The sequence below is a fragment of the Ignavibacteriota bacterium genome, assembly GCA_016707525.1.
Classification (GTDB): domain Bacteria; phylum Bacteroidota; class Ignavibacteria; order UBA10030; family UBA6906; genus JAGDMK01.
Genome location: JADJHP010000005.1, coordinates 1 through 23194 on the forward strand (window position 1 = coordinate 1; position 23194 = coordinate 23194).

General features: G+C 61.3%; 31 protein-coding genes, 2 tRNA genes and 6 pseudogenes. 36 read left to right on the plus strand and 3 right to left on the minus strand.

From position 1 onward, the window contains the following. Positions 1-109: 109 nt before the first annotated feature. From IPI01_10340 to IPI01_10365, 6 genes are all read left to right on the plus strand, one after another. On the plus strand, positions 110-454 hold the full coding sequence (locus IPI01_10340) for a hypothetical protein (protein ID MBK7258182.1): 345 nt from the start codon (positions 110-112) through the stop codon (positions 452-454). Positions 455-1436: 982 nt separating this feature from the next. After that, positions 1437-1736 carry a right-handed parallel beta-helix repeat-containing protein gene (locus IPI01_10345; GenBank protein MBK7258183.1) on the plus strand — a complete coding sequence of 100 codons (300 nt, stop codon included), beginning with the start codon at positions 1437-1439 and terminating at the stop codon, positions 1734-1736. A gap of 813 nt (positions 1737-2549) precedes the next feature. After that, positions 2550-2738, plus strand: a complete 189-nt coding sequence (locus IPI01_10350) for a hypothetical protein (GenBank protein ID MBK7258184.1) — start codon at positions 2550-2552, stop codon at positions 2736-2738. Positions 2739-2769: 31 nt separating this feature from the next. Beyond that, a complete protein-coding gene (locus IPI01_10355; GenBank protein ID MBK7258185.1) occupies positions 2770-3066 on the plus strand; it encodes a hypothetical protein in 297 nt (98 codons plus the stop codon). 252 nt (positions 3067-3318) lie between these two features. Continuing rightward, positions 3319-3489 carry a hypothetical protein gene (locus tag IPI01_10360; GenBank protein ID MBK7258186.1) on the plus strand — a complete coding sequence of 57 codons (171 nt, stop codon included), beginning with the start codon at positions 3319-3321 and terminating at the stop codon, positions 3487-3489. A 261-nt stretch (positions 3490-3750) separates the two neighbouring features. Continuing rightward, positions 3751-4215, plus strand: coding sequence for a hypothetical protein (locus IPI01_10365; GenBank protein ID MBK7258187.1), 465 nt, complete (start codon positions 3751-3753; stop codon positions 4213-4215). Between the two features lie 162 nt (positions 4216-4377). Here IPI01_10365 and IPI01_10370 read toward each other — a convergent pair whose 3' ends face one another. Beyond that, positions 4378-4518: a hypothetical protein gene (locus IPI01_10370; GenBank protein MBK7258188.1), complete on the minus strand. Its 141-nt coding sequence runs from the start codon at positions 4516-4518 to the stop codon at positions 4378-4380. A 71-nt stretch (positions 4519-4589) separates the two neighbouring features. On the opposite strand from IPI01_10370, the gene IPI01_10375 reads away from it, so the two are divergent. The 15 genes and pseudogenes from IPI01_10375 (at position 4590) to IPI01_10445 (ending at position 15273) form a co-directional block, all read left to right on the plus strand. Beyond that, on the plus strand, positions 4590-4982 hold the full coding sequence (locus IPI01_10375; protein MBK7258189.1) for a hypothetical protein: 393 nt from the start codon (positions 4590-4592) through the stop codon (positions 4980-4982). Continuing rightward, entirely contained in the window at positions 4963-5286 is a 324-nt protein-coding gene (locus tag IPI01_10380) for a T9SS type A sorting domain-containing protein (protein ID MBK7258190.1), read from the plus strand. The genes IPI01_10375 and IPI01_10380 overlap by 20 nt, the downstream gene beginning before the upstream one ends. A gap of 175 nt (positions 5287-5461) precedes the next feature. Continuing rightward, positions 5462-5722, plus strand: coding sequence for a hypothetical protein (locus tag IPI01_10385; GenBank protein MBK7258191.1), 261 nt, complete (start codon positions 5462-5464; stop codon positions 5720-5722). A gap of 127 nt (positions 5723-5849) precedes the next feature. Continuing rightward, on the plus strand, positions 5850-6128 hold the full coding sequence (locus tag IPI01_10390; protein ID MBK7258192.1) for a hypothetical protein: 279 nt from the start codon (positions 5850-5852) through the stop codon (positions 6126-6128). Continuing rightward, entirely contained in the window at positions 6118-6465 is a 348-nt protein-coding gene (locus IPI01_10395) for a hypothetical protein (protein MBK7258193.1), read from the plus strand. Before IPI01_10390 ends, IPI01_10395 begins: the two co-directional genes overlap by 11 nt. Before the next feature lie 76 nt (positions 6466-6541). Next, positions 6542-6610 (plus strand): annotated as a pseudogene (locus IPI01_10400) (hypothetical protein). A gap of 6 nt (positions 6611-6616) precedes the next feature. After that, the gene (locus tag IPI01_10405; protein ID MBK7258194.1) at positions 6617-7543 is read left to right on the plus strand and encodes a hypothetical protein; all 927 of its coding nucleotides are present in this window, start codon (positions 6617-6619) and stop codon (positions 7541-7543) included. Beyond that, positions 7540-8193, plus strand: coding sequence for a hypothetical protein (locus IPI01_10410; protein ID MBK7258195.1), 654 nt, complete (start codon positions 7540-7542; stop codon positions 8191-8193). Before IPI01_10405 ends, IPI01_10410 begins: the two co-directional genes overlap by 4 nt. 69 nt (positions 8194-8262) lie before the next feature. Next, entirely contained in the window at positions 8263-8451 is a 189-nt protein-coding gene (locus IPI01_10415; GenBank protein ID MBK7258196.1) for a hypothetical protein, read from the plus strand. Between the two features lie 114 nt (positions 8452-8565). Then, positions 8566-8934: an ATP-binding protein gene (locus IPI01_10420; GenBank protein ID MBK7258197.1), complete on the plus strand. Its 369-nt coding sequence runs from the start codon at positions 8566-8568 to the stop codon at positions 8932-8934. After that, positions 8913-9269 (plus strand): STAS domain-containing protein, encoded by a 357-nt coding sequence (locus tag IPI01_10425; GenBank protein MBK7258198.1) that lies wholly within the window; start codon positions 8913-8915, stop codon positions 9267-9269. The genes IPI01_10420 and IPI01_10425 overlap by 22 nt, the downstream gene beginning before the upstream one ends. 20 nt (positions 9270-9289) lie before the next feature. Next, positions 9290-9757, plus strand: coding sequence for a hypothetical protein (locus IPI01_10430; GenBank protein ID MBK7258199.1), 468 nt, complete (start codon positions 9290-9292; stop codon positions 9755-9757). Continuing rightward, entirely contained in the window at positions 9754-10893 is a 1140-nt protein-coding gene (locus tag IPI01_10435; GenBank protein ID MBK7258200.1) for a PP2C family protein-serine/threonine phosphatase, read from the plus strand. Before IPI01_10430 ends, IPI01_10435 begins: the two co-directional genes overlap by 4 nt. Positions 10894-10935: 42 nt before the next feature. Further along, on the plus strand, positions 10936-12369 hold the full coding sequence (locus IPI01_10440; protein ID MBK7258201.1) for a cyclic nucleotide-binding domain-containing protein: 1434 nt from the start codon (positions 10936-10938) through the stop codon (positions 12367-12369). Between the two features lie 129 nt (positions 12370-12498). Then, positions 12499-15273: a T9SS type A sorting domain-containing protein gene (locus tag IPI01_10445; GenBank protein ID MBK7258202.1), complete on the plus strand. Its 2775-nt coding sequence runs from the start codon at positions 12499-12501 to the stop codon at positions 15271-15273. Between the two features lie 59 nt (positions 15274-15332). Here the strand turns inward: IPI01_10445 and IPI01_10450 are convergent. Further along, a tRNA-Glu gene (locus IPI01_10450) sits at positions 15333-15404 on the minus strand. Between the two features lie 68 nt (positions 15405-15472). After that, positions 15473-15543: transfer RNA gene (locus IPI01_10455), tRNA-Gln, on the minus strand. Between the two features lie 43 nt (positions 15544-15586). Between IPI01_10455 and IPI01_10460 the strand changes: the two genes are divergently transcribed. The 15 genes and pseudogenes from IPI01_10460 (at position 15587) to IPI01_10530 (ending at position 23132) form a co-directional block, all read left to right on the plus strand. After that, positions 15587-16075: a hypothetical protein gene (locus IPI01_10460; GenBank protein MBK7258203.1), complete on the plus strand. Its 489-nt coding sequence runs from the start codon at positions 15587-15589 to the stop codon at positions 16073-16075. After that, positions 16072-17082 (plus strand): OmpA family protein, encoded by a 1011-nt coding sequence (locus tag IPI01_10465; GenBank protein ID MBK7258204.1) that lies wholly within the window; start codon positions 16072-16074, stop codon positions 17080-17082. Before IPI01_10460 ends, IPI01_10465 begins: the two co-directional genes overlap by 4 nt. Positions 17083-17274: 192 nt before the next feature. Beyond that, on the plus strand, positions 17275-17721 hold the full coding sequence (locus IPI01_10470; protein MBK7258205.1) for a phosphatidylserine decarboxylase: 447 nt from the start codon (positions 17275-17277) through the stop codon (positions 17719-17721). A gap of 113 nt (positions 17722-17834) precedes the next feature. Then, the gene (gene pssA, locus IPI01_10475; protein MBK7258206.1) at positions 17835-18548 is read left to right on the plus strand and encodes a CDP-diacylglycerol--serine O-phosphatidyltransferase; all 714 of its coding nucleotides are present in this window, start codon (positions 17835-17837) and stop codon (positions 18546-18548) included. Between the two features lie 36 nt (positions 18549-18584). Then, a pseudogene (gene purS, locus IPI01_10480) lies at positions 18585-18772 on the plus strand (phosphoribosylformylglycinamidine synthase subunit PurS). Positions 18773-18851: 79 nt separating this feature from the next. Further along, positions 18852-19452, plus strand: a pseudogene (gene purQ / locus IPI01_10485) (phosphoribosylformylglycinamidine synthase subunit PurQ). 83 nt (positions 19453-19535) lie between these two features. Beyond that, positions 19536-19736, plus strand: coding sequence for a twin-arginine translocase TatA/TatE family subunit (tatA, locus tag IPI01_10490; GenBank protein ID MBK7258207.1), 201 nt, complete (start codon positions 19536-19538; stop codon positions 19734-19736). Between the two features lie 6 nt (positions 19737-19742). Beyond that, positions 19743-19841: a twin-arginine translocase TatA/TatE family subunit gene (locus IPI01_10495; GenBank protein MBK7258208.1), complete on the plus strand. Its 99-nt coding sequence runs from the start codon at positions 19743-19745 to the stop codon at positions 19839-19841. Next, positions 19828-19923 carry a twin-arginine translocase TatA/TatE family subunit gene (locus IPI01_10500; GenBank protein ID MBK7258209.1) on the plus strand — a complete coding sequence of 32 codons (96 nt, stop codon included), beginning with the start codon at positions 19828-19830 and terminating at the stop codon, positions 19921-19923. The genes IPI01_10495 and IPI01_10500 overlap by 14 nt, the downstream gene beginning before the upstream one ends. A gap of 275 nt (positions 19924-20198) precedes the next feature. Next, positions 20199-21032, plus strand: a pseudogene (gatA, locus tag IPI01_10505) (Asp-tRNA(Asn)/Glu-tRNA(Gln) amidotransferase subunit GatA). Between the two features lies 1 nt (position 21033). Beyond that, the gene (locus IPI01_10510) at positions 21034-21171 is read left to right on the plus strand and encodes a hypothetical protein (GenBank protein MBK7258210.1); all 138 of its coding nucleotides are present in this window, start codon (positions 21034-21036) and stop codon (positions 21169-21171) included. Next, a complete protein-coding gene (locus IPI01_10515) occupies positions 21110-21343 on the plus strand; it encodes a hypothetical protein (protein MBK7258211.1) in 234 nt (77 codons plus the stop codon). The genes IPI01_10510 and IPI01_10515 overlap by 62 nt, the downstream gene beginning before the upstream one ends. 106 nt (positions 21344-21449) lie before the next feature. After that, a pseudogene (gene sucD, locus IPI01_10520) lies at positions 21450-22355 on the plus strand (succinate--CoA ligase subunit alpha). Then, entirely contained in the window at positions 22264-22464 is a 201-nt protein-coding gene (locus tag IPI01_10525) for a hypothetical protein (protein ID MBK7258212.1), read from the plus strand. Before sucD ends, IPI01_10525 begins: the two are co-directional and overlap by 92 nt. A gap of 75 nt (positions 22465-22539) precedes the next feature. Next, a pseudogene (locus IPI01_10530) lies at positions 22540-23132 on the plus strand (hypothetical protein). Positions 23133-23194 lie beyond the last annotated feature (62 nt).

The following is a 23194-nucleotide window of genomic DNA, read 5'->3' on the forward strand; positions in this document are numbered from 1 at the left end:
TATGACGCTGGATGCGTTCATCGCGCGTGTCAAGGACAGACGACCGACGTCACGAAGTGACTGGCGCTTTCCTCCTCCACCCCACGATCCGCACATCCAGGAGTCAGAGATGAAAAGAAGCTCTCATCGTAATGTGGCCGCGCTTCTCATGTTGATGCCGGCATCGGAGTCTTCTGCGCAGACCACACCCGAACGGTCTTCCTTCCGTTCCTCGCAAAGGTACACCTATCAATTCACGAACGCAGGTGCGTCGGTCACTGCGAAATTCTACAAGCTCGGCAGTGATACCGGTACCGGTTGGACCAGAGGCGACGGGGCCTTCGGCACACTCAATAAAACCTCCTCACCTCCTTGTCCCCTGAACGACACGGCGCACATCAAAACGATCTGGCCGTCCTCCCGTGACCTCCTTATCCGCCGTCATCTCGATCCCGGCCGGGCAGGAATGTCGTGATCAAGGTGGTTTCCCGACAATGGTGTTCGCGTGTACTTCAACGGGAAGGATGGCGTGTGGTGGCGAACGGAGCACAACTCCTGTGCGACCGCGGAGGGAGACATCATCACCGCGGTTCCTGACAGCCCCTTCTCCGGGCCGGCGACAACCTGCTGGCGGTGCGCGGGGAAGAAGCTCCAAGAAAGTTACCTCGACCTGACCGTCGAGGGCGGTGTCGCCATACCGATCGACGCATCGGCGGGCACCGGCGGCGCATCGCGCCGTCAGGCCGTCGACCACCTACGCCTACGCGAGTGCCTCCTTCCGCATCACGCCTCAAACAGGAAGCATGTCGATAGCTTGATCGTCGATGGTGCGCCGGTCACGCCCGGACACCGCGTACACCTTCGCCGCCGTGGGTGCGAAACCACGCCATCCGGGCGACATTCAGCGTGAACTACTATTGCCGTTAGTCGACCGCGGTCGACCCTCCGGCTGCCGGACCTGTTAGTGTCTCCTGCTTCCGGTCCGTATATCCCACGGCTCGACGGCAACCCTGACCGCATTCGCCGCAACCGGGTAATTATCGAAGGTTGGTCGGGCGATACCACACGCATCGGACAACCCGTTGACGGTCACTCTGCTTGCCAATCGCACGCTCACCGCGCGTTTCGCTGCCAACATGCAGCAGACCTTCCCGGTCTCGGTTTGAGTGACAGTGGACCCGGCTCACTGCGTTCTGCGATCGAACAGGCCAATACGAATCCGGGGACGGATGTCATCACCTTCGGCGGCGGAGTGAGCGGAACGATCTCCCTGCTGTCTCCTCTTCCGATCCTTGCGGATGCGATCGTGCTCCAGGGGACAACCGATGGGACCGGCACGCCTCTCGTCACCGTGCAGCCATCGCCCTCGTTCACCCCTTCCTCCGCGGCGCCGGATGGGCTGCAATTCTCCGGCGTGTTCCTTCGCTGGGGATACACTCCGGCGAAGACAAACTGCCGTGGACTCCGTATCCCCGGGTTCAGCGGCTCCGGGCGTCGTGATCCTCAGCGACGGCAATCGGATCGAAGGTTGCGAGATCACCGGCAACGGCGGTGATGGGGTCACGATGTACGGAGGGAACGGAAATACGATCGGCGGCACGTCCGCCGGTACGGCGAACCGTATCCACCACAACGGCGGCAATGGTGTTGCGGTACGGCAGGCGTTGGCCACCGGCTCCCCTCCGGGGAACGCGATGCTCGGCAATGAGATCCATGGGAATGGCGCACAAGGATCGATCTCGGCTCCGCCGGTGTGACGGCGAACCGTTATCAGCCGGGCCCTCCAGGATCGAACAGCGTCCGCCGGTGCCACCCGCGGTGAACTGTGCGCAGAACTATCCCATCCTGTTCTATGCCTCCATCGCAGGGAGTTCTCCAGCCTCGTCCCATTCAGGGTTCGCTCCTGAACTGGCCCAACAGCACGTTCAGGATCGAGTTCTACGTCAACGATACCACGGATGATGCCGGCTACGGTGAAGGACGAAGGCTCGCGGGGGTCCAATCCGTGACAACGAACGATACCGGCTACGCGTGGTTTTCGAAGCTGCGGTGGCGCCTCTTGCATGGGGACAGTACGTCACCGCCACGGCAACGGATGCGGCAGGGAACACGTCGGAATTTGCGGCCGATCTGCCTGTCGGGGTGCGGACCCGTCACTTCGGTGACGGATTCGTTGTGAACACGACACTCGCCGGGATCCCGTTGCACTGGCCGGGGGGAACGGTTCGTATGCCATCAGCCCGAGTGTCAGGACCCTGCTCTCGCTCCAGGATCGATCAGGGTTTGCGACCTGGAACGCGTTGTCCGGAACGACAAGCAAGGGCGCACCCCTGGCAGCTGAACTACGCCCGCGCGTCTGCCTCGAACCAGTATGGCGGCTCGCCACGATGGCCTCACAACAATGGTCTGGATAACAGACGACTGGTCTGCGGTGACAGGTGCCGATGAGAATGTGATCGCCGTGACGCGCGTCCGGTATAACGCCTGAACGGCGAAATGACCGATCATGGATATCGCCTTCAACGAAGAGCGCAACGAATCCCGGCGGCTTTGAATTCGGGGAATCGCAGGTGGACGATCCCGATGGCACGATCCGCGATCTCTCGAATGTCGCGGTACATGAGATCGGGCACTACGGTGGATTGGGAGATATCTATGACCCGGGCTACCCGCCGTACGTGCCCGCCATGGGATCGGGCAGCGGAGATTGGACGATGTACGGCATCATCCGGGGAAGTGAGCTCAGAAGCGGACACTGAAGCGCCGGACCGGAACGGGATCTCGTACATCATGAGAATGCCGCCGGGGCGCATCGACCTGATGCTTGTCTTCGATGGTTCCACGGACTATGTCTCGTCGTACGGTGCATTCGATGCAGGCAAGAACGCGGCCGTCGAACTCGTTCAGCGTATGGGCGTGGGGGACCGCGTTGGCGTCGTGCAGTTGCCGTCGACGCTGGTGCTGGGGCTGCGTGAGATCACCGCGGACTCGACGTCACGCCTCGCGGTGATCACTGCGATCAGAGGACTGACGCCGGGAGGAACGAGCGGCATCGGGGCGGATTGCAGACGGCTCTCTCGCAACTGAGCGCAACCCCGGGGCATCGGGCAATGATGCTGTTCAGCGCCGGCGAGGAGAGCGGCAGTCCCTCCGCGGTCAGTGTCATCCCGTCGCGCTGGTCGCCGCGGACGGCACGCGCCTCTTCACGCTCGGCTTCGGGTCGAGTCCGGGCTTCGCGCAGGAACTCCAGCAGCTCGCTGGCGAACGGTACAGGTGGGGCGTACTACCTGACCACGCCCGCGGATCCCGATCTCGCCGTGAAGGAAATGGTGGAACCGGTTGAACAGTCTGCAACTGATCGGCTTCACGACGTTTCGCCTCGAATCTTCCGGCTTCAACTGGCAGGGCGGGTTCAACTATCAGGGCGGATTCAATTACCAGGGTGGATTCAACTATCAGGGTGGGTTCAACTGGCAGGGTGGTTTCAACTGGCAGGGGTGCTGTGGATGAAGGAACCTGACTGCTGCCGGCTTCAACTGGCAGGGAGCTCTGGTGATCTGGCGCTCGTGCCCCCGCAGGATGGACTGGTCGTTCCGACGGCGCCACCGTACACGATCCCGCAGCAGTATGCGATCATCACCCCCACGGACTGGGACAAGTATCCTTCGCCCAATCCGTTCTTCACGAGCATCCGCTACGTGAAGGGAGAGACGTACAGCTTCTACGAGATCACCAATCCGAAGCCCGGCGTGTGGACGCTCATTCCGGCCGGTGATGCCGCGAAACCCGGTGGAGGCCGAGCAACTCGATCTGACCCTTGTCGGCGTCGCGGACGTCACGATCCAGACGTCCCTCCCCGCGACGACGTTCCAGCCCGGGGCAAGCATCCCGATCCAGGTGAACCTGTCCCACGGCGGACTCTCGATAAGCGGCGAGCGCGTCGCCGGTGGGTCCGTCATCAATGACGCTCAGGTCGAGGCGGTGGTCCTCCTCCCGGATTCTTCGGCGACGGAGATCGTGGCGCTTGCGCCGATGGGCAATGGACTCTACCAGGGGGCCTTTTCGTCGACAGGTACGCCGGGGACGTACAATATTTCCATCCGTGCAGCGGGGAACATCTCGGTGTCTGGCCCTACAGGCCCGGTGACCATGGCATTCACCCGTCAGCGTGAACAGTCGGTCTACGTGATCTCCCCGTTCGTACCAGATGCGGTCCTCTTTGCGTCACGCCCGTAACCCTCGAGATCACGCCGTTGTGCCAGACGGGCAGCATCATCGCGAACCAGGCGGGCGGCTCGGTGAAGTTGGGGCGATGATGTCCGGACCCCGGGAAGTATATCAAGCGGACAGGATCACGCTCGAAGATAGTGCCAGGGTAGCCGGCAATGTGTACTACAATCAATTGAGCAATGAGGGGACGATCCTCGGGACCCGGACGACGCCGATCGCGCTGCCGGTCGTTGCCGCGCTTCCGACGTTCCTCACGGCGACGGCCGGCACCGCGGATGTGAAGGTCTCGAACGGTGGGAGCAAGAGCATTGCGCCCGGGCGGTACAGGGATGTGACCGTCGGTTCGTCGGGGAGTCTGACGCTGAACGGGGCGGGGGCTTATGACTTCCGCTCGTTCCGGCTTCAGTCCGGTGCGAAACTCTACGTCACCGGCGCTTCGAGGGTACGGGTTCGCTCTGGTTCGATCCGACCAGGGATCGTATGTCGGGCCGAAGAACGGGAGCACGATCACGGAGTCCGATATCGTGTTCTATGTCGGTGGCACCAATGCGCAATCGTCGTACACCACATCCGTGAATCTCGGACCGGCGATCACGCTCTACGCGAACGTGTATGCACCGAACGGTACTCTGTGGCTGCAGTCGAATACCAGGGCCACCGGCGCATATGTCGGGAAAGATGTCTGCTTGATGGGTAGTGTCAACATTACGCTCGGAACCGCCTTTACCGGTCTGGCCAGCCCGAGGCGGACGGATGGACGACGCGCCGGGTGATGGAGTGGTCACGGCAGAGGTGCCGCAGAGTGTCGTCCTGGACCAGAACTATCCCGAACCCGTTCAACCCCAGCACGCAGATCCGGTACGGCCTGCCGCACCAGGGCATGTGGTGCTCTCCATTCACAACATCCTCGGACAGGAGGTTGCACGGCTTGTGGATGAGATGCAGGTCGAAGGCTTCCATGAGGCACGCTGGAACGGCACCAATCATTCCGGCGCTATCGTGGGCTCGGGTGTGTACTTCTTCCGTCTGCAAACGGACGGCCTCACCGAGAACAGGAGGATGTTGCTGCTGAAATGATGCCCTCCAGCACGCGATCCTCTTCGTTTCCTCTGTGCTTGCAGGAATGGTGCTGGGTACCAGCACCGTTCTGCATGGACAGGACGGACTGGTTTTCTCTCATTTCTGTGTGCGCGATGGGCTCTCCCGGGGTCCGTCAATTGCATCCTGCAGGACAGCCAGGGGTTTCGTGTGGATGGGGACGCAGGACGGCCTCAACAGATTCGACGGGTACACATGCAAGATCTATAAGCATGACCCCGCGGACCCGCGCACGATCAATGACAACTGGGTGCTGACTATCGCTGAGGATTCCGCCGGCGTCCTCTGGGTCCGCACCATGAACGGTGCGATGCTGAACAGGTTCGATCGCATGTCGGAGTCCTTCTCGCCGGTGCCGCGCGACAGCGTCCGGCACGCAATGGTGCAGAGCAACAGCGTCAAGGGCCGAGCATGATGATCCTGATGGTACCCGTTGGCGTGGGACTCTCGGCGGTGGCCTGACACGCACGGATCCCCGCACCGGTGCAACAACGACGTTCAAGCATGACCTGAAGGATCCGGCGAGCCTGATCGACGACCGGGTGTATTCGATCCATCGCGACCGGAACGGGACGCTCTGGGTCGGGACCCGAGAAGGGTTGGAGGAATTTCAACCGGCAACGGAAACGTTCAGACATCATCGCCACGTCGAGGGTGACCCGACAAGCCTGAGCGATAACTGGGTGTGGCCGATCCTGGAAGACCGTGCCGGCGATCTCTGGATAGGGACGTTCGGGAGGATTGAACAGGTTCGACCGCGCAACGAAAACCTTCACGCATTTCCGCCACTGAGAGAACGATCCGCGGAGCCTGGCTGGTGATCAGATCTATGCACTGTTCCAGGACCGGGCCGGTGTCATCTGGGTTGGCATGAATGACCATGGGGTGGACCATTCCATCCGGAGTTCGGTGCTTTCCACCACCTGCCGCACGACCCGGCCACCCGACAGCCTGCAGGACAACAACATTCTCTCGATCACCGTCGGCAGGTCGGGTACTCCCTGGATCGGCACGCGGGGTGGGCTCGAACGTTATGATCGGGAAGCGTGCGTTCACGCACTTCAGGAATATTCCGGGCGATACCCAGCAGCATCGGCGACAACCAGGCACAGGTGCTCATGGAGGATTCCAAAGGGAACGTGTGGATCGGGATGGTGAGCAGCGGACTCGACCGCTACGATCCCAGGACCCGGGCCTTCACGCATTTTCGTCATGACCCGTAACCGTCGGGGGTCTGAGCGACAACCGAGTCTATGCGCTCTGTGAGGACCGGGATGGGAAGCTCTGGGTCGGCACCTATGGAGGCGGGTTGAACCTTCTGGACCCTGACAAGGGGTCGTTCGTGCGCTTCATGCACGCCGACTCGCTTCCCGGGAGTCTGAGTGCGCCGGGTGTGTTTGCGCTCGAGCTGGACCGCGATGGGGTGCTGTGGGTAGGGACGTTCGGCGGAGGGTTGGACAAATTCGACCGGGCCAGCAGGACCTTCCAACACTTCAAGCATGATCCCGCGGACGCATCCAGCCTCAGCGATGATCTTGTTGCGTGTCTGCACGAGGATGGCCGCGGGGTGTTGTGGGTAGGGACGGCCGGTGGATTGAACCGGCTTGACCGGGCAACGGGGAAGTTCACCGTGTACAGGCAGAAGCAGGGGTTACCCAATGATGTGGTGTTTGGCATCCTGGAGGACAGAAGCGGGCATCTGTGGCTCAGCACCAACAAGGGCATTGCACGGCTCGACCCGGCAGCGGAGACCTTCCGAAACTATGATTATAATGATGGCCTGCAGGGTGACGAATTCAATCAGAACGCGTATGCGCAGGACCCGCTGACCGGCGAGATGTACTTCGGCGGAGGGAATGGCGTCACCGTGTTCCATCCGGACAGCGTCAGGCAGAACCCCTTCGTTCCACCGGTCGCATTCAGCGCGTTCACACGCTACAACACGGATGACGAAGAGGGAATGCCCATCGATGAGACCGGGATCGATGCGAAGGACGCGGTGACCCTGTCTTACAAGGACAATGTCGCTCAATTCACGTTCGCGGCGCTCAGCTACTATAATAGTGCGAAGAACCGGTATGCGTACCGGCTGGAAGGGTACAGCGATAACTGGATCCAGCTCGGGACGGAACGACGGCCACCTTCACGAACCTCGACGGTGGCGACTACGTCCTGCGCGTCCGCGCTTCGAACAGCGACGGCGTGTGGAATGACGACGGGACTTCGTTGCGTGTGACGGTCATGCCCCCGTGGTGGAAGACCACGTGGGCGTACATTCTGTACGGGATCGTGTTCCTGTCGGTGCTCTACGGATTGCGCAGCTTTGAGTTGAACCGCCGCGAGCAGAAGGCGCTTGTGCGGGAATCGGAACTCCGGGCGAAAGCGGCGGAGGCCGAGAAGCGTGCCCTCGAGGCGGAGAATGAGCGGAAGACCAAGGAACTGGAGGACGCGCGCCGTTTGCAGTTGTCCATGCTGCCACAGGAAGTGCCGCAACTGCCCGGGTACGAGATCGCGGTGTTCATGCGTACCGCCACGGAAGTGGGTGGCGACTACTATGACTTCGTTCCGGGTGACGGGGGTGTCCTGAACGTCGGGTTCGGCGACGCGACGGGGCATGGGATGCAGGCGGGGACGATCGTGACGCTGATGAAGGGCCTCTTTCTTTCCGAGGCGGCACGCACGGGCATCCAGGCATTCTTCCATCATTGCAGCGCAACGATCAAGGGTATCCGGCTGGGAAGGCTCTTCATGGCGTTCAGCCTGGTGAGGATCAACGGTCCGACGGTCGCGTTCTCCAGTGCGGGGATGCCGCGGTTTCCTGTACCGGCGATCAACGGGGGAAGGTTGAAGAGATGCAGCTGCGCGGCATGCCGCTCGGTGCCATGAAGAACGCGCCCTACGGGCTGCAGGAGATCACGATGGACAGGGGATACGCTCCTTCTCCTTACGGACGGCCTGCCGGAGCAGAAGAATGCCTCGGGAAATGTTCGAGTACGCGCGGGTGCAGCAAACGCTTGCGTTGGCCTGTCCGGGTGCGCCCCGGGCGGTCATCGACCAGCCTGTACGCGCGGAGAGGCGTGGATGGATGGTGTGCCGCTCGATGATGATATTACTCTGCTGGTGATCCAGAAGAAGCGAGGATGATGCGTACGACAGCGTCCAAAGACACGGTGGCGGGGAAAGCCATAGGGGCGCCCATGACCTTGAAGATCGCCATACCCCGGGTCCCCGGCATCGAACTGGTCTCCCTGCAGGGGGCTGGAGCATCTCGCCCACCACCTCGGGATCGCACCGGAGAAAGTGGGCGAGGCCCGCATCATCGTCACCGAAGCCATCATCAACGCCTTCGAGCATGGCGGGGCGGACACCACCGAAGTGCGTGTCGAATTCACCATGACCGCGGAGGAATTGACCATTCTCGTCCGCGATGCCGGCGGGGGCTTCGACCCGAAGGCCATGGTCGAACGCCCTTCCATCACGGCGAATGGCCTGCCATCCAGGCGCGGTTGGGGGATGAAGCTTATGCGTTCACTCTCGGACGGATTCGAGATCAGTTCGGGAAAATGGGAACCACCATTACGATCACAAAACGGCTCAGCTGACCCATGGAGCAACCATTCAGTCTGACCTCAGAGGTCAGGGACAACCGGCTCATCATCACCACGAACGGCTATGTGAACAACATTGGCGGAGCGGCCATTGCGGACGAGTTCCAGCGCCATTTCCTCGGAGGGGTGCGCCACGTGATCATCGATCTCGCGCTTTCCCGTGTGGTGAACTCGGTGGGAATGTCCTTCCTGATCGAGATCATCGAGAAACTCACCGAAGACGGCGGGCGGCTCGTGTTCACGAACCTCGATCCCTCGGTGGACAAGATGCTCGGCATCATGGGGCTGTATGATTTCGCCGGCAAGGAAGCGACCACCGAGGACGCGCTCCGTGCCCTGGCGATCCGATCCTGATTTCCGTGAAGGATTGAACCATGCAAGATTCCGTTGATGTGCATCATGTGACCTCCACGGGGATCGAGGATCCTCTGGACCTGACCTCGCTCGGGCAGGCGACCAGCCTTGCCGACATCGTCGGGCGTGTGCGTTCCGCTCTCGCTGCCCATTTCCGGATCGCGGGGGTTGATGTGCTGCTCCGGAGTGCGGATGGTGCCTGGGAGCCCCTCGCTGGTTCGTCGTCTGTGGACGCGGCAACGATCCCGGCCGTTGAAGCGGGGCATTCGAGCACGGTGCGTTTCTGGTGCGAAGGAATGCAGGCCATTGTGGTGCAGCGTCTGCACGACGGCCGCGCGGTGGCAGTGCGGATCGACGGTCAGGCCGAAGCCCGGCGGTTCGATGCCCAGGATCTGCTGGCCCTGCGCATGTCGCTGATGTCGGTGGATGCTGACCTCGGCCTGCGCTCAAGCACCGGAGGCATGAGAAAGAACTTGTCTTTGAGTTGAACCGGCGACTCCTGCAGCTCAACAGCCTGATCGATACCGGCATCGAGGTCGCGACCCTCGACCGATCGGTATCGCCGTGCCTGCTCGCCCTTGAACGTGCCGTGGCGTTGACCAACGCCTCGCGCGGTACCGTGGTGGTGCGGCGCGACGCGACAGAGATCTCCCGTGATGCGTTCCCGCCGGGGTCGGAGACTGCGTCGTCCGGCGGCAGCACGTACAGGCTGCATTCGGAATTCGTGTTCCAGGGAGACCTGTACACGTTCGAGATCCTTGACAAGGAGAGCCGCACCGGCATCCAGGCATTCGATGGAACGGACCGATTGCTGCTGGATGCGCTCTCCCGTCAGGTCCAGGCCTCTCTCGAGAACCGCTTTCTGTTGAAGCAGTCCCTGGAGAAGCAACGGATGGAGCAGGACATCGCCGTCGCCGCGTCGATCCAGCAGCGCATCCTGCCATCTGCGCTGCCGGAGATCACCGGCTACTCGCTCGCGGGGATCAACATACCGTCGAAGTCCGTCGGCGGCGACTATTACGACTGCATTCCGTTCAGGGATGGCCGGTATCTGCTTGTCATCGCAGACGTGTCCGGGAAAGGGATCCCGGCGGCGTTGCTGGTCAGCAGCCTGCACGCGTACCTCTCCGCCTATCTTGAGAGCGCATTCTCCCTTGTGGATATCGCGGTGCGGCTGAATACTGCCATCCATCATGCATCAACGGACGACAAATTCATCACGGCGTTCTTCGGCCTTCTGGATCCTGCATCGGGAGCTGTGGAGTGCGTGAATGCAGGGCACAATACCATCTATTGCCGCCGGGCGGATGGTGAGGTCGTGGATCTCTGCAAGGGGGGCATACCTCTGGGGATGCTCGATCTTGGCCTGCCGTACGAGTCGGAGCAGATCACGCTTGCCACCGGGGACCGCTTGCTGCTGTACACTGATGGGATCCCTGAAGCGCAGAACGGCGCACAGGAACTGTACGATACCCATCATCCACTCCGTGACTACTTTGCGTCACACATTCCGGCCACCGCAGGGCCCTTCATCGATGCGTTGATGGAGCATGTGCGGAGTTTTGTCGGCGATGCACCGCAGGCCGACGACATCACCGCGCTCTACCTGATGCGCAGAGCATAGCACCACACACACTTCTTCCAGCAAGGGGAACAGCGAATATCCATGGTCAGTCTCCTCGAAGTACTCCCGGAATATGTCCTCCATTGGCTTGTGCAGAATGGTACCGAACGGCGCGTGCAGGAGGGTGAGATCCTGCTCACCGCCGGGGCAGCGAACTCCTCGCTCTTCATCGTCCTGGACGGGCTGTTCGTGGCCCGGCTGCACGACCATGTCGAGTCGGAAACGGACCATGCCGGCGCAGGAAGCCTGCTGGGAGAGTCGTCGTATTTCGGCGAGGGCACGGAACCGGTGACGTATGCAGCCGTCGAACCCTCGCTGGTGTTGGAGATCACCCGGGCGCGTTTCGAGGATAAGTTGGCGTTCGATCACGGGTATGCCGCCGATCTCTTCCGGGCGTTGCTCCGCACGATGTCCAGGAAACTGCACCATGCGACCGTCAAGCGTGTGGCCGCTTTGCGGGACCATCATGACGGACTCCCGGTGGCGCACGAAGTGCGTCGCACATCGGAGGCCATCGACCGGTTCAAGCGATCCATTGTTGCGCTGGACAAGGAAGCGATGAAGATCGGGGTTGTGGAGGAGGACAAGTACCAGCACTTCTTCGGGGGGGCGACCGAGATGATGCATCTGTGTCACAGCATCCTTGGTGAGGCCTCTCCACTTCCCGAGGCCACGCGCCTGCAGCTTGGTGCGCGGCTGCAGGCGGAGATGCTCCCGTACATCCTCACGACGGAGACCGCCGACCGGTTCTATTCCAAGCCGCGCGGGTATGCGGGAGACTACATCGCCATCCAGCGGATCTACCAGAACCAACCAGGAGGGTCCAGCCGGCTCGGGCCCGTGATGGACCGGATGTTCCTTGAGATGCCGCCGTCGCTGGCCGTACGGAACAGGCGGAAACTCATCGCGGACGAGATCGTTGCAGCGGTGAAGGAACGGGGAGGCAAACCCGTGCGGGTGCTCTGTCTTGCATCGGGCCCGGCGACCGAAGTGTTCGATGCGTTCGCGGCCCTCGAGGACCGTGCGTTGCTCAAGGCGACCTTGATGGACATCGATCTGCAGGCCCTGGCGTTCGTGGATGATCTGCGGACGCGTCACAGACTCACCGCGCAGATCACCCTCGTGAACGAGAACCTCATTGCGCTCTTCCTGGGCCGGTCGTCCGTGCGACTCGAGCCTCAGGATCTTATCTATAGCATCGGGTTGATCGACTATCTGAACGACAAGCTGGTTGGAAAGCTTCTCCAGTTCGCGCATCAGAATCTCGCCCCGGGGGGGAAGGTCCTGCTCGGCAATTTCCATCCGAAGAACCCGGCGAAGGAGTTCATGGACTTCGTGCTGGAATGGAATCTCATCCACCGGACCGAGGTGGATATGCACAGGCTCTTCCGCGGGTCGCCTTTCGCCGAGGACTGCTCACGGATCCAGTTCGAAGGAGAAGGAGTGAATCTGTTCGCCGAATGTGTGAAAGAATAGGGGGAAACACGACGCGGACGAACGTCCGCGGCTGGGAGACCCCCTGGCGGGCGCCGGTTGACGTTCTTCGAATTGTTCCGTATCTTTCCCTGCAATTCCCGATGTGCCTGCCTACAGTCGGGGGGGGATATGAAGCCATTCGTTTCCAGTTGTCTGCTGGGGGGTCTTCTTCTCTTCGTCGTTTCCGCCTCTGCCCAGCTCTCTGTCATGGACCCGCAACGGGTCGGGTCCAAATCCGCCTTCATCGATGAAGCGACGATCGTGATCGAACCCCGCGGTGGGTTCGTTCACCAATCGATCTACCTTGAGTACGGTGACCACTCCCAGTTCCCCGGGAACAACAACCTCGAGATCACCCACCAGTTCGAGCTTCCTCCCGGGAGTGCCGTCAACGATCTCTGGTTGTGGATCGGCGACAATGTGATGAAGGGGACGTTGTACGATGTCTGGACGGGGAGGCATATCTACGACAGCATCGTCGTGCGGAAGATTGATCCGGCCTTCATGACGAAGAACGGAAGCCGGTACGATCTCGGGGTCTATCCCCTTGTTTCGGGGCAGCGGCGGAAGGTCAAGATCTCCGTGATCGCGCCAACCCGTTGGGTAGGGGGGACGGCAAGCGCGGAACTCCCGCTTGCACTCCTCAAGGGGAGCGCGGCGACCACGAAGCCTGTCCGCGTACTCTTCAAGAAGATCTCCAATATCTGGGGCACACCCCGGATCACCGAATTGCCATTCCTCACCCCCAAGTCCACGTTCGACAGCGTCGGCTACAATTATGCTTTTTTCCAGGTCGCGGATGTCTCGCATCTGACCTCCTTGTCGATGAAGTTCTTCGTGGGCTTTCCCGGGGCGGTCTATGCGCCGCCGATCGAGCGTCGGGGTGATAGCACCTACTTCCAGGTCGGCATTGACCCGGTCGCATTGGGAGTGGCATCGGCAGACACGGGGAAGCGTTCGGTGGCCATCGGACTTGACCTGAGCGGGACCATCCTGAAGGGGTTGAACACGACCATCTCCCGTGCGCGGACCATCGTCCACCGCGCGGTACGGACCGGGGACAGGTTCCGGTTGTTCGCCGCGAGGCCCGACAGCATCACGGCCTTTGGGTCGTGGTGCCGTGGAGACTCGGTCGCGATCGACAGCCTGTTCGCCGCATTCTCTGCATCGCCCTTTGCGGCGGCATATGCCAGCATGTCGGGGCCCAGGATCGTATTCTGTGACAAGAGTGCACTGGATCTGTGGTCGTTCCCCGGACTCGACACGATCGCCCGGGTCAGCAAGTACAACAACATTGTCGATGCAGCACCGCACTTCGCCGATGCGGATATCGTTGCGAGTTACCGGCACGGCAACGAGGACAGCTATTTGCAGAAACTCAATATCACCATGTTGCGCGGGCGGGTCGATAGTCTGCTCATGCGGGGAGGGAGGTTCCTCGCGTTCTTCGATTACAATCGCACCGGGCAGGAAGCGATCGCTTCGCCCTACATCACCGATCTCAAGACGACCCTGCTGTCCGGTTCGTATCCATCCGAGACCCTGCATGCGTTCCCGGGAGGGCTGATCTCGGCCCAGTTCCTTCCCACGTACGTCACGGGTTCGGTGAACTATCTTTCCTGGACCGGTGAGGGGGTTGTCAAGGAACTCGGGAATGCGGCAGGAACGGCCACGGTCATCACCCGGCCGGTCCACAAGGGGCAGATCGTCGTCTCCGGCCTCTGGACCTTCTCGCAGTCTCTCGAGGTACGGAAGAGTCTGGCGACGGCGCTGCTCGGCTTCGGCTCCATGACGGTCCCCGGAGGGCGTCAGCAGTTACGGCCTCTGCTCGGTGCGGTGCATGATGCTGTGAGTGGTGAGAACCTCAGCGATGTGATCGTGATGAGCAACGGGGATTCCGTGACATCTGTGGCAGATGCACGAGCGTGGGCGGCGACGCACGTCGGATCATACGGCCCGACCCCACCGGTCTTCAGCACCGTGAACCTTCTCGACGGTTCGTTGTACGTGCCCGGAGTCATCCCGGCGGAGGGGGTGGAGTACTATGGAGGTGGCTTCCAATTGTATGCCCTCGCATCCGCATCCGGGGGCCAGCATCTGGAGAGCCATATCCGTGACTGGGGGTACATCACCTCCGCACTTACGTATTCTTCGATCCCGCGCATGGACTCGCTCCTCGTGACCGTGACGCCGGCCGGTGGTCCGGGCAGCGTCCGCGAGCAGGTCGAGATCGATCCGGAACCCGGGAACCCGACCAAACCGAGATTCATCATCGGCCTCGCAGACTCCACGACGTCGCTGAAGTTCGATATCTATGCATGGTTCTCACGTACACCGGGTGTGTCCCACAGGGAAGCAACGTCTTTCGGGGTCCTCGATTCAGCATCACAGCACGTTATCGCGTCGATGCTCGGCCGGGACCGCCTTACGAAGCAGTTTGCGACATCGAGTACGGACACCGCGGGCATCGTCGCCACTGCCATGTCGTATAATCTGTTGTGCGATTATACGTCCTTCCTCTGTCTCGAGCCGGACGCGCGGCATCGGCCGCTCCGGAATCCTCTGGACGAGAGCAAGTTCGTAACGCGCGTCCGGGACGATCAGACCGTGGTGGATGCGCTGACGTGCGGCGCCTTCCCGAATCCATTCAACGGACAGACGACGATCACGGTGCGTTTGCCGCGCGTTGCAGATGTACGGATCTCGATCTTTAATATGCTCGGTCAGCAGGTCCGCGCCGTGGCGGCGGACGCAGTTTCGGGGGAATTCACAACCGCGTGGAATGCAACGAACGACCGGGGGATGCCCGTCGCCAGCGGTGTCTACATCGTGCAGGTCGGAATACGGGACCACTCCTCGGGGAGGGTGGAACACCGATCGCTCAGGCTGATGTTGCTGAAGTAGTATGAACGTTCTGAGAATGGATCAGGCCCCGCAGCAGCTGTGGGGCCTGATTTTTTGGGTAGCCTTAACGGGAATCGAACCCGTATTTCGGCCTTGAGAGGGCCGCGTCCTGACCGTTAGACGATAAGGCCATAAAAATGAAGAATTAAGAATTCTTAGTTCTTAATTCCTGGTTGGGTTCGCCGAAGGCGAACCGCAGCTGCCCCGCAAGGATTCGAACCTCGATAAGCAGATCCAGAGTCTGCTGTCTTGCCATTAGACGACGGGGCAATGGTGTTGAGCGCAGTATTTTGCCCTCTCCTCCATTCTCATTGTGCAGGGGGCGAGTGCTCAATCCACCCAAGGACGATGGTCCTTCGGGCTTTCCGGCGGAGCTAATCTCTGGGTCAATGACCTGAACCAGCGGAAGATCGGCCCCGGCGGCACGCTGTTCATCAGGTACGAGCTGGCCCCCGCCTTTTCGCTGGGCCTTTCCGGAGGTATGGAAGGCCTGAAGGCGGGCAGGATCCGGCTCTCGTGGATGTACCATTATTCGTATCTCAAGCTTGATGCATTCCCGTTCGCGCTCACCGGATGGTTCCACTTTTCCCCCGGCTCCTCGTTCTCTCCCTATCTCCGTGTCGGCGGCGGCTTGATGGCCTATCACCGGAAGACCGTGGCCAACGCCCCGGCTCCGGATGACAAGATGCGGGCGACGCTGATCATCCCGGTTGGGCTCGGTTTTGAGGCGTTCGTTTCGCGCAATCTCGTTCATGCTGGATGCCGGTGTGACATCGATGGCCAACACTCTGGACCTTCGTGACAACAGTTCACCGGACGGGTTCGTATCGGGGCGTGTCGGCATCGTGTGGTATCCAGGGTCGGGTGATGGAGATGACGCTGACGGCGACGGGGCTCACCAACGGGCAGGAACGTCGACTGGGCACGTATCCGGAGAATCCGGACAGCGATGGCGACGGCCTTCCGGATGGAGAAGAGGTGAAACGCTACCGCACCAATCCGCTCCGGACCGACAGCGACAGCGATGGGCTGTCGGATGCTGATGAGGTGGTGAAATACAAGACCGACCCGATCCGGTTCGATTCGGATGGTGACGGACTGTCGGATGGGGACGAGATCCTGAAGTACTCCTCCGATCCAACGCGTGTCGATACGGACGGCGATGGACTCACCGACGGCGACGAGATCCTGAAGCTGAAGACCGATCCATTGAAGGTGGACGGCGACAGCGACGGGCTCTCGGACTGGGACGAAGTGAAGTCCTATCGCACGGATCCTGCGAATCCGGATACGGACGGGGACGGCATCATCGACGGCGAGGAAGTGACCAAGTACAAGACGAGTCCCCTCAAGGTCGATACGGACGGCGGTGGGATGATCGATGGTGCAGAGATCATTCGTGGTACCGACCCACTGAGCCCGAAGGATGATGTGGTGAAAGAGACCATCATTCTCGAGCGCGGCAAATCCGTGGTCATGGATGGGATCAACTTCACGACCGGGAACGCCACACTGACCCGGGAGTCCGAAGATATCCTGGAGCGCGCGTTCACAGCGCTTGCCGCCAACCCCGAGATCAAGCTGGAGATCGCGGGATACACCGACAACGTCGGGAGCAAGGCCGCGAATGAGAAGCTCTCCCAGCGTCGTGCCGATGCGGTCCGTGCCTGGTTCATCGCGAAGGGGGATCGCGGCAAGCCGCTTGACGGCGCGCGGCTTCGGCATGCGAGACCCGATCGATACGAATGCGACCGCCCGATGGGCGCGCAAAGAACAGACGGATCGAGTTCCACGTCAAATAAGCATTGAAGCGAAGAAGGAAAAGCGTGCATTGGGGCGAAAGAGGCCAGGTGGGTCCGGGCCGGCTGTTTCGCCCCTTTTCTTGCCCGATGCGGCTGTTTTTCCACCCGGCAGGTGCTTTTTTGACTTTCTCGCAGCGTTTTGGTACATTTATCCGATGAAACCCGTTCTCAGTACCGTCACTGGAGAAGGAATTCCCGCTTGATCACCCGCTACGGGTACGTGGTCCTGATCCAGCCCGTCCGTGAGGAGGAATTCATCGGAGGTGAAGCGGTCCAGGTCAGTATCTTCATGTCTCCCCTGAATGTGCATGTGAACAGGTGGCCGGTGAATGGGACCGTCCGCTTCTTCCGCCACATCCCGGGCGAGTACATCGTTGCGATGGATGAAAAATCGTCGACCAGGAACGAACGTACCCTGATCGGCGTGGAGCATGCCGGTGGCAAGCTCCTGTTCAAACAGATCGCCGGATTCATCGCGCGTCGGATCGTCGCGCCCGTTCAGGTCGGGGACAGCGCCGTTGCCGGACAGCGATTCGGCATGATCAAATTCGGGTCCCGCGTGGACGTCCTCCTGCAGCCCGGTGCCGCCATCAATGTGAAGATCGGCGACAAGACCGTGGCAGGGAAACCGTACTGGCCCGTCTGACACCGAACGGATGAGAGAATGAAAATCACTCGAGCAGTCGTCCCCAGCCTGTTCACTGTGCTGAACATGTTCTGCGGGTTCATGTCCATCATCCATGCGAGCCGGGCGAGTTCATGCCGGCGTCATGGTTCATCGTTCTTGCGGCGGGCTTCGATTCCCTTGACGGCATCATGGCGCGCATCACCAAGAGCTCCTCGCAATTCGGCGTAGAGATCGACTCGCTCTCCGATGTCGTGTCGTTCGGCGCCGCACCGGCATTTCTCGCCTATCAGTTCGCCCTGGTGCAGCTCGGGAACGTCGGTATCTTCCTCAGTTCGCTCCTCATGATCTTTGCGGGCCTGCGCCTCGCCCGCTTCAACGTCCAGCTCGTCGGGTTCGACAAGGATCATTTTGTCGGCCTGCCGGTCCCGGCCAGCGGGATCACGGTGGCATCGTTCGTCCTCAATGTCCAGAATGGCGTCGTCGGTTTCTCCAACACCGGGCTTGCGGTGCTTCCCTGGCTTTCCGTCGTCCTCGCCCTGCTGATGGTCAGCAAGGTCCGCTACGATACGCTCCCGAAGATCTCGAAGAAAGCCATCAAGAAAGAGCCATGGAAATTCGTCTTCGGCGTGCTGGCCGTGATCGTGGTCGTTGTCACGAGCGGCAACGCCATCTTCCCACTGCTGATCGCTTTCATCGTTCTCGGCATGATCCGCTGGGTCGTGACGTTCATCCGGCGCATCGCGAACGGACGTTCGCAGTTCGAAGAAGAAGAGCATGTGGGAGCCATTCACGGATCGAATCCTGACGGGAGGATGCCCCAGTGTTTCGTGCGGTCATACAGATAACACTCCGCCCTCGATCCTCGATCCCCAGGGAAAGCCGTGGCGCATGCGGTCGGGACCCTCGGGGTCAATGGCGTCCGGTCGGTGCGCATGGGCAAACATGTGGAGGTCCTCTTCGACGGGGTGTCGGAAGAAGAAGCCGTCGTGCGACAGAGGAGATGTGCAGGAAATTACTCGCGAATCCGGTGATGGAAGACTACCGGTTCACACTCGAGAAGGCAGGGTGATGCAGTCCCCGGTCCGGTTCGGTATCGTCGTGTTCCCGGTTCCAACTGCGACCACGATGCGTATCATGTCTGTCGCAAGGTGCTGGGACAGGAGGCGGTCTTCCTCTGGCACAAGGACCCCGACCTGAAGGATGTGGATGTGGTGATCCTGCCGGGCGGGTTTTCGTACGGTGACTATCTCCGGTGCGCGGGCGATCGCGCGGTTCTCCCCCGTGATGCGGGAGGTGACGCGGTTCGCCGAGGGCGGCGGACTGGTGCTCGGGATCTGCAACGGGTTCCAGATCCTGGTGGAAGCGGGGCTGTTGCCGGGCGTCCTGTTGCGCAATGCATCGCTCGGTTCGCGTGCAGGAATGTCCAGATCCGTGTCGAGAATCCGTTCACGCCCTTCACGTCCGCCTGCGCGGCGGGCGACGCTCACTATCCCCATCGCCCACGGTGAAGGGAAATTACTTCGCCGATGAAGACACGATCGGCCGGCTCGAAGAGAATGGCCAGGTGGCGTTCCGGTACTGTTCACCGGGAGGAGATCACGGCCGACAGCAACCCGAACGGGTCCCTGGGCAACATCGCCGGGATCGTCAACGAACGGGGGAATGTTCTCGATGATGCCGCATCCCGAACGGGCAGCAGATCCGCTGCTCGGGTTCACGGACGGCCAGAAGGTGTTTGCATCGATCATGAACATGTCCTTTCACGCGTCGCACCCCGGTGCAGGCGGAGGAAGAGGCAGTTGTAACTGGAGAGAAAGGCAGGAGCTAAGACTATGGGCAATCTGGGCACAACCGAGATCATTCTTATCGCGCTGGTGTTCGTCATTTTCTTCGGCGCCAAGAAGATCCCCGAACTCGCACAGGGCCTGGGCAAGGGTATCCGCGAGTTCCGCAAGGCCGCTCGCGAAGTGCAGGAGGATGTCGATACCGATGGCAAGAAGATCGACGCCCGTTCATCGGAATCCAAAGGATAATCGACCGTGCTGTTCGACAACATCGGCGGCTCCGAACTCCTTGTCATCGTGCTCGTGATGTTCCTGTTCTTCGGCCCCAAGAAGCTGCCGGATGGCCGCGAATAACATCGGCAGGGCGATGCGCGAGTTCAAGAATGCCATGCGCGGGCCTCAGGACGATCTGGACAAATCGACCAAGATCGACTGAGTTCCGGCCCCATCCCGCGCCCGGCCACCGGCGCTCCCATTTCCATCCCGGACGTTTCGACCACGTGCATCCCTGGGTTACATACGACAGCACCCTCCGCGCGCTCGAGCGCGGCGAGACGACCTGCGAACAGGTGACGGAAGGGTTCCTTCCGCACCATCGCAGGCGGAACGCGCCTCAATGCTTCCCTCAGCGTGTTCAACGAGAAGGCTCTCGACCCGCGCGGGAGATCGACCGCAAACGTGCCGGATGGCCGCGCAGGCCGTCTTGCCGGCATGGTCATCGCCGTGAAGGACGTCCTGAGCATCCGGAACGAGAAGGCGTGCGCCTCCTGCATCCTGCAGGACTACGTCGCGCCGTATGATGCGACCGTGATCGAACGCCTCCTCGCGGAGGATGCGATCCTGATCGGCAAGACGAACCTCGATGAGTTCGCGATGGGTTCGTCGACTGAGAACTCCGCGTTCGGACCGGTGCTCAATCCGGTGGATGAGACGCGCGTCCCCGGCGGTTCCAGCGGCGGATCCTGTGTCGCCGTCGCCGCGGGCATGGCACACACCGCCCCTCGGCACCGATACCGGCGGTTCGATCCGTCAACCAGCGTCGTTCTGCGGGATCGTCGGACTCAAGCCCACCTATGGGGCGCGTCTCGCGCTATGGCCTCGTGGCACTGTCGTCCTCCTTCGATCAGATCGGGCCGTTCTCCGCGGACGTGGCCGATGCCGCGCGCGTGCTCAGGTGATCGCCGACCACGACGAACGCGACTCGACGTCCGCCGCGGTTCCTGTCCCCGAGTACACCGCGGCCTTACCGGATCCTGCAAAGGATTGAAGATCGGCCTGCCGACAGAAGCCTTCGGTGAAGGGTTGATGCGAATGTCCGCGCGGCCGTGGGGCCGCCATCGGCCGTCTGCGCGACCGCGGGGCGGTCGTCATGCCATGTCGCTCCGGCACGTGCCGTACCACATCTCGACGTACTATATCCTGATGACCGCGCGGAAGCATCGTCGAACCTCGCACGGTAACGACGGCGTCAGGTTCGGGCACCGCAGTGCAGAGGCCCGTGACCTGCATGACGTGTACATCCCGGAGCGAAGGGTTCGGCGCTGAAGTGAAGCGGCGCATCATGCTCGGTACCTATGTGTGCCTCGGCACGGTACATGATGCGTACTACCGCAAAGCGCAGAATGTGCGTCGGCTCATCCAGAAGGACTTCTTCGACGCGTTCGCGTCCGTGGACTCATTGTGATGCCCACGGCCCGACGACGGCGTTCAAGATCGGCGAGAAGGCGGCCGATCCACTCACCATGTATCTGCCGGATATCTATACCGTGTCAGCGAATCTGGCTGGCGTCCCCGCGATCAGCGTCCCCTGTGGGAATGCGGACGGGTTGCCGGTGGGCATGCAGTTCATCGCGTAAACAGTTCGACGAAGCGACCGTGCTGAGCGCCGCGTATGCGCTCGAACAGGCCGCGGCGTAAGACAGCAGTCACCCTGTTCTATCCACATCTTCAGACCCAACACCCATGAGTATTCTGGTCAACAAGTCGACGCGGCTGGTGGTGCAGGCATCACCGGCGGTGAGGGGACCTTTCATACAAAGCAGATGCTGGAGTACGGTACGAACGTCGTTGCTGGGTGACCCCGGCAAGCGGCGGTTCGCGTACCGGGGGACGGGAAGGACCCCGTTCGCACGCGAGGTTCCGGTGTTCCATACGGTCGCCGATGCGTGGCGGCGACGAAGGCCAATACCTCGGTGATCTTTGTCCCGGCGGCGTTCGCCGCGGATGCGATCATCGAAGCGGCTGATGCGGGCATTGGCGTGATCGTGTGCATCACGGAAGGCGTCCCCACACGGGATATGCTGATGGCGTACGATCATGTGATGCGGACCGGTGCGGTGCTGATCGGGCCGAACTGCCCGGGCATCATCTCCCCCGGTCAATGCAAGGTGGGTATCATGCCGGCTTCATCCACAAGAAGGGGAACGTGGGTGTGTTCTCGTAGTGGAACACTGACCTATGAGGCGGTGGGACAGCTCACCGAACGCGGCATTGGCTGGAGTCCCATGCATCGGCATCGGTGGCGATCCGGTGATCGGCACCCGCTTCATCGACGCCCTGAAGCTCTTCAATGATGACCCGGAGACGATCGGTGCTGATCATGATCAGGGAGATCGGCGGTCCCGCGGAGGAAGAGGCGGCGCGTACGTGAAGAAATTCATGAAAGAAGCCTGTGGTCGGCTTCATCGCCGGGCGCACGGCGCCTCCAGGACGCCGCGCTGGGCCACGCGGGCGCGATCATTTCCCGGCGGCAAGGGGACGGCGCAGGAGAAGATGGATGCGATGCGCAAGGCCGGGACTCGCCGTGGTCGAGAGTTCGGCACTGCTGGGGAGACCATGGCGAAGCGCCCTGGGGAAAGAGAGGCGTGAAGAAGGCGGCACCGAAGAGTGCCCCGGGCGCAAGGCGAAGAAGGCGAAGAGCTCCGTGAAGAAGGTCGTCGCGAAGGCCGCAAAGAAGACCGTGCGGAAGAAGAAGTAGTTCACACATTCACCATCATCAGCAGAAGAAGATACGGGCAATCGAACGGACACTTGCGATCTCAAACCCGACTGCGTGCGGAAGAATCTCCAGGGTGAGGTCATCGCCCGCATTCAGAAGGTAGGCTTCACCGTGCTCGGCATGAAGATGGTCCGCCTGAGCCCCACGGCCCGTAAGCGCCTTCTATGCTGCGTGCACAAAGGCCGTCCGTTCTACGACAGCCTCGTCGAGTTCATGTCGCGACGGCGGTCGTGCCGATCGCGCTCGAGAAAGAGCATGCGGTGGCGGACTACCGCACGCAGATCAAGTTTCGACCGATCCGAAGGATGCTTTGCTCCCGGTACGATCCCGCAAGGACTTCAGGGATAACGAGGGCGAGAACTGCGTGCAGGGATCCGACTCTCGCGGAGAACAGGATGATCGAGGTTGCGTTCTTCTTCTCCGAGGAAGGAGATCGCCGAGAACCGTCGCGGCTGATCCCTCGTATGTCCCTCAAGCCCTGGAAGACACTGTCGCGCACGGTCAGGTTCAGAACCCGTGGTGTTGGTCCCTATGGCTACGATGAAGTGGAGGTGCCGAATGGTCCGCGGGAGGTATCACTACGTCCACTCGCTCGGCTCCGCCTGCATCGTGCCAGTCGTAACCAGTTGGCTCGATCCTTCTCGTGAAGCAGTTCAGGTATCTGGGAATGAAGGAGAGCCTGGAATTCCCGTGCCGGGGCGGTCAAGGA